The organism is Ruegeria sp. ABV4_181 (assembly GCF_056158465.1).
The window spans coordinates 1-5,231 of the sequence record NZ_JBSWTI010000003.1 but is presented as its reverse complement, the minus strand read 5'-3'; the positions used below and the strand labels follow the sequence as shown (position 1 = coordinate 5,231).

Annotated in this window: 9 protein-coding genes and 1 pseudogene; 3 read left to right on the top strand and 7 right to left on the bottom strand. The window is 42.7% G+C overall.

What is annotated here, in order from left to right; all coding sequences use genetic code 11:
* Positions 1 to 766, top strand: a 766-nt coding sequence (locus ACXAC3_RS18530) for an ADP-ribosylglycohydrolase family protein (protein WP_475163530.1), incomplete at its 5' end; no start/stop codon positions are given.
* Between the two features lie 225 nt (positions 767 to 991).
* Positions 992 to 1,192 (top strand): annotated as a pseudogene (locus ACXAC3_RS18525) (IS481 family transposase); the annotation flags it as partial.
* Positions 1,193 to 1,286: 94 nt separating this feature from the next.
* On the opposite strand, the gene ACXAC3_RS18520 reads toward ACXAC3_RS18525, so the two are convergent.
* The 7 genes from ACXAC3_RS18520 to ACXAC3_RS18490 all read right to left on the bottom strand — a co-directional run bounded on the left by ACXAC3_RS18520 (position 1,287) and on the right by ACXAC3_RS18490 (position 4,543).
* Positions 1,287 to 2,039: a hypothetical protein gene (locus ACXAC3_RS18520; protein ID WP_444938812.1), complete on the bottom strand. Its 753-nt coding sequence runs from the start codon at positions 2,037 to 2,039 to the stop codon at positions 1,287 to 1,289.
* Positions 2,040 to 2,551: 512 nt separating this feature from the next.
* Positions 2,552 to 2,857, bottom strand: coding sequence for a hypothetical protein (locus ACXAC3_RS18515; RefSeq protein ID WP_444938811.1), 306 nt, complete (start codon positions 2,855 to 2,857; stop codon positions 2,552 to 2,554).
* Positions 2,850 to 3,086, bottom strand: a complete 237-nt coding sequence (locus tag ACXAC3_RS18510; RefSeq protein ID WP_444885327.1) for a hypothetical protein — start codon at positions 3,084 to 3,086, stop codon at positions 2,850 to 2,852. Before ACXAC3_RS18510 ends, ACXAC3_RS18515 begins: the two co-directional genes overlap by 8 nt.
* A 267-nt stretch (positions 3,087 to 3,353) precedes the next feature.
* A complete protein-coding gene (locus ACXAC3_RS18505; protein ID WP_152453974.1) occupies positions 3,354 to 3,551 on the bottom strand; it encodes a hypothetical protein in 198 nt (65 codons plus the stop codon).
* Between the two features lie 24 nt (positions 3,552 to 3,575).
* Entirely contained in the window at positions 3,576 to 3,800 is a 225-nt protein-coding gene (locus tag ACXAC3_RS18500) for a hypothetical protein (RefSeq protein ID WP_444938810.1), read from the bottom strand.
* A 59-nt stretch (positions 3,801 to 3,859) separates the two neighbouring features.
* Entirely contained in the window at positions 3,860 to 4,129 is a 270-nt protein-coding gene (locus ACXAC3_RS18495; protein WP_444938809.1) for a hypothetical protein, read from the bottom strand.
* A 99-nt stretch (positions 4,130 to 4,228) separates the two neighbouring features.
* Entirely contained in the window at positions 4,229 to 4,543 is a 315-nt protein-coding gene (locus ACXAC3_RS18490; RefSeq protein WP_252085480.1) for a hypothetical protein, read from the bottom strand.
* A 149-nt stretch (positions 4,544 to 4,692) separates the two neighbouring features.
* On the opposite strand from ACXAC3_RS18490, the gene ACXAC3_RS18485 reads away from it, so the two are divergent.
* On the top strand, positions 4,693 to 5,100 hold the full coding sequence (locus tag ACXAC3_RS18485; RefSeq protein WP_475163527.1) for a transporter substrate-binding domain-containing protein: 408 nt from the start codon (positions 4,693 to 4,695) through the stop codon (positions 5,098 to 5,100).
* Positions 5,101 to 5,231: the final 131 nt, after the last annotated feature.

The following is a 5,231-nucleotide window of genomic DNA, read 5'->3' as shown; positions in this document are numbered from 1 at the left end:
GACCGATGATACCTCCATGGCGCTCTGCCTGGCCCACAGTTTACTCCAGAAGAAAGGCTTCAGTGCGACTGATCAGATGAATCGTTACTGTAACTGGTACCAATATGGGTATATGAGCTCTACGGGTGAGTGCTTCGATATTGGTTCAACAGTTTTATCCGCATTAAATCGATATCTGCAAACAGGTGATCCTTTTAGTGGTTCAACATCTACTCGCTCGTCAGGTAATGGTTCACTCATGCGCTTAGCGCCAATTCCCATATTTTTTTCTTCAACAGCTTCGGATGCCATTTATTTCGCAGGGGAAAGCTCCAGAACCACTCATGGCTCGGACGAATGCATCGAAAGCTGCCGACTCCTCTGTAATCTTATACTTTCCATGTTTATTGGCATCAATAAAAATGAGCTTCTCGCTTCTATCGAACAAACTCCAACTAATGAAAAAGTAAAAACCATTGCCAGTGGGCAATTTCTAGACCAGCACTATGAAGAGTTAACCGGAAGTGGTTACGTTATCGAGTCCCTAATATCGGCGCTTTGGTGTTTTTTCAATACCAATAGTTTTCGGGAAGCCATTCTTTTGGCAGCCAATATTGGCAACGATGCTGATACAACAGCAGCCATTTGCGGACAAATAGCCGGAGCTTACTACGGAGTTTCTGGAATACCTGAGGAATGGGCCCAGCAAATCTCTTTGTCGGAAGAAATTCACACCTTGGCAGAAGATCTCTATAAGGTTGGACTATCAGTCGCCAATGAATGGTAAAGCCGGTATAAGCCGGCTCTTGAACGCGATGTAATAAGAAGAGCTCAGATAGCTGTTGCCAGCATCCCCTCCTGTGTGGGCATTTCTGCCAGTAAGCGGACGGCCTCAAAATCCTGATCGACCAACAGCTTGCCATCGCGAAATACTGGGCGAAGCTGATTGATATACTCTCCTAACTACTGCTCGCGAATCGTTTGGTACTGGCCATCGTGAGTGCTTCCATAAACTATATTACAAGAGTTCTACCAACCATCGTTGCGACGAAAGATCTATGGATCAATAGAAGACCTACAAAAGGATCTGGACGAATGGCTCGTATATTACAATAATGATCGAACTCATCAGGGTAAAAAGTGTTGTGGTCGCACACCGATAGCAACCCTTGAAGAGGGTAAAAGTATCTGGAAGCAGGAGCTCGTAAACTGAATTTGACCTGACAGAGCACCTTCTAAAAAACCGGTGACTGTCAGATCAAGTCTGAACTACAACAGATTAATAATTTGATATATTTATTTATCCGTTAATTTTGAGCGTTACCGTTACCGTTACCGTTACCGCCACGAGGAGGTTCTGAAATTTCAAGTACCGTCCAATTTTTTGCTAGGAGTTGACCTTGTAAAGTTTCATTCTCATTTCTGACGTAGGCATCGGGCCCAAACCTTAGATGGTCGGGTCCAACTGGATAAGCTATGAGTGCCCCTGTGTTAGCATAGGTGCTTAGAGAAGTGGCCATTTGGTTGTTTATCAATGGCGCATTTCCATTTTGTCCATATCTAGGATCATAACGCCTTCCTTGTTCTGCAGAAAAACGATAGGGCTGAGCATCAGTATTTAGACGATAGCCTTGATCAGCAAGCTCGGCGCTAATTGCACCTCTCAAAGAGGGGTCGTATGTAAGTAGGTTTTGATCACCAATTAATGATAATTGTTTCTGGGCCCCACCATTGGAATAGAGTCTATCATTAACTTCAATAGGTTCTTCAACTGCTATCATCGTGTCGGGAATATTTAAAATTGCAGTTGCAGTATTTTTTGCAGCTGCTCTTATATCCTGAGATTGTGCGCCATGCCTTTCTCCCATTATGAGAAGTGCACACATGTCTCCTTCATGATACATAAGTATCGGAGGTGGCATTTGAAAGTCGGCTCCAGTGTCCGGTATTTGTGCGAAAGCATCGCTCATTGTGGCGACCACATAAATATTGTACTGATCTATTGCACTCCAAATTGCGCGAGCATTAGGTAATTGGCTAAGTTGTGTTACTGGCATCATTAATTCCTATCTTAAAAAATTACAGAGTGTTCAATAAGCTACATTGACATAGCTAGCAGAAGTCTAGGGCTAACTAGAAAGGTTTTTTGTCTTTATGTTTCTCCTTTTTGTATACTCTTGGCATTTACTTTGTATCTTAATCCTTAGTTTGATTACATATACATTTATTTCATGGTGAATAGATTAAGCATTGGAGAAGCCGCTAACGAGCGGTGTAGAAAAACAGATTAACCAAGCCCTCTATCCATTCAATCGTCGCCATCTAAATTTCTGAAAATTTTTTCTAGAGAACTATAATTATCTCAATATATAAAAATTTAGTTTCTTGTAAGCGACCTTAAATCACAGCCAAATGGCCGAAATGAAATGGCTGGAAGCGGCCGATAAAAACCGCAAAATCATAATCTGGCTGCATTGCAGCAAGCTCCTGCTGTATTTTCTCTCCCCGGTCTCTCCAGGAAACCCCAGGAGTTATTGCCCTCTAGTCACTAAAGGTCAAATGGAGCGCTATGTTAACTTTTATCACTCTTTTGATGGACCATTTCAAGAGCATACTGATAAGCTTCTCTGACATCGTCTTTTAGTGAGTTGACACCTATACCACTTAATACTTCCTTATAGCTGGTATTGGATGGATTCTGAAGCCACTTCATCATCACACTATTTTTTAACATGATATTGCTAAGTCTTTCATCCCTTAACGAGTCAGATTTTCCTTGTAAAATGTGAATTCCTTGTAGCTCTACCGCGTTTCTCACAATTTGCTTGGAAATATTACTCACATCCAGCTGAAAAGTATTTTTAGGCTGATTACTCATTATCTTCTCCTTGCCCCTTTATTTGGTCATCCATCTCAAAGCCTGTAGTTGATATATCCGAAAAGGATTTTGTCAATGCATCGTTAACTTCTCGGCAGATAGCCATGATTGACTGCTGTAGTTCTTCACCCAAGTCAACATCGGTGCCTTGACTGCTAATCAGTTTATCCAGCTGCTCTTCAAAATCCGGAGGGAGGTAACTTTCTCTTGTAGGTTTTGTATTAGGCATAAGTTGAAATCCTTAACGCATGAACATTGAAAGCAACAGCATCAAGAAACTCTGAATCACAGCCACGATCAACTGTATATGTGCAACGATAATTATCAGCAGGAAGATGAGGTTGAATGGTTGGGTCAACCATTTCTGAAATGCTTTCCCGGCAACTGTAGAGGTTTGTAAGGCTGTATCCCTTACATGATCGGCTGCACTTTGAACCAAAAAAGAGGAAGACATACGCTTCCCTTCTTTTGCCGCCCCCCCTCGTCTTTCATAAAATTACAAATCAACTATTTTATTTAGCTGCTTAGTCATCAACAACATACGCTGGTTACGCGCATTGACTTGATCTTGCAGCGTAGTTTCCACAGCGCTATTGATGGAACGCTGCAAGTAAGCACTAGACATCACATCAATCAGCCTCCCCTTCCCTGCGGAGAGCTCCCTAAGCGTTGGTGTATCATCATCCTTTGCCATCTGTTAATCCTTTCAGACAGTAAATTAGAAGGTATCTCTAAATGTGCGCGCCCCAACTGCCGACATTTGCAGGATTGAATTTGCTGTTGCCTGCATTTGAGTTGCGCCGGTATGGGTAAATTCACGTACTTGTAGTTTAGATAGTGCAGACAAATCGCGCAGACCATCTAGATGAAGGCTAAGTGCTGAAGAAGTTGCCATCTGATCAACCACTTTAGTCGCCAGGCGATCTCGGAAAGTATTTCTCATAACTTGCTCCTTTTATTAAGGGGTAGCGATAAACCGCTACCCCTTGAAGGTCAAAAACCTTACTTACCGCCATCCATGATGTAATTTACGGCCTTTGCACCTGCCGCCGCCATTTGCGTCATAGCATTGGAGGTTGCTTGCATTTGTGTTGCACCTGTGTGAGTAAACTCACGAACCTGCAGCTTGGAGAGCGCAGACAGGTCACGTAGACCATCCAGATTCAGGCCTTGTGCTGAAGAACTGGTTGTCTGGTCAGACACTTTAGGGTCAACACGATCGCGATAAGGGGAAGGTTGAATACCGTCTACAGTATTGGTTTCATCAGACATAATTTTTTCCTTTCAATCAGTTAATTAATCAACCCAGTTATTGGGCTATATCACTGTACGGAAAATCCCAACCACTGATAATCGGGAAACTTTTCTCCATCAGCGATTAGATAGCTGTGCAGTATCTTTCTGCCCCTCCCCTTTACTACCATTACCCAAAATAGCATTTACCGCAGTGGCGCCAGCCGCAGCCATTTGTGTCATGGCATTGGATGTGGCCTGCATCTGGGTAGAACTGGTATGAGTAAATTCACGTACCTGTAATTTGGAAAGTGCAGAAAGATCGCGCAATCCATCTAGATTTAGGCTTTTCGCAGCACTTGAAGTGGTTTCATCAGATACTTTGGGGTCGAGCCGATCCCGGTAAGGCGAGGGATCAATTCCTTCCAAGTTGCTATCAGTTTCATCAGACATGTTTTTTCCTTCTCTTAGAGGGTTGCTAGGTATGTAGCCCGATCACTCTAAACCGCGATTTATAACCAGTTAATCGGGAATTGCTTCCTCCTTTTGGCTTAGCGAGACATCGATAGGCTCCAAGATTTAAACCAAGTCAAGGAGCTATCATGAAGTCATTCAATAAAAGTTGGATTTTCCTTCTCTCAGCAATGATCCTCTCAGGAGTCATTATCTATGCCTGCACGATCCCGAAGAATCGACTCAACAGTATCCTGGCAATAGACACGTTAACTGTAGCCACACGAATGGATGGGGTGGGCTGTTATTATCATCGTGGTCAACCTGCCGGGCTGGAATGCGATTTACTACAAGCTTATGCAGAGCACCTGGGCGTAAATATTGAATTCAAAAAAGTGTCATCGATTAACAAAATTTTAAATTTAGTGAAAGAAGGAAACGTAGATATAGCAGCTGCAGATCTTACTCACACCCGCAAACGGGAAAAACAAATAACGTTTAGTCACACATTATTTGAAACACGGGAGGTACTCGTACAGCGCAAAAAAAAGCTCTAGCCGTATTCAAGGATCTAAAAGGAAAAACACTCACTATTCATCAAGATAGCGCCTATCTTGATGAGATAGAGGAGAAAGCCCTATCAGGTATTTGATCCTGCATTAATAATCCTCACACATTAATTTTTTTT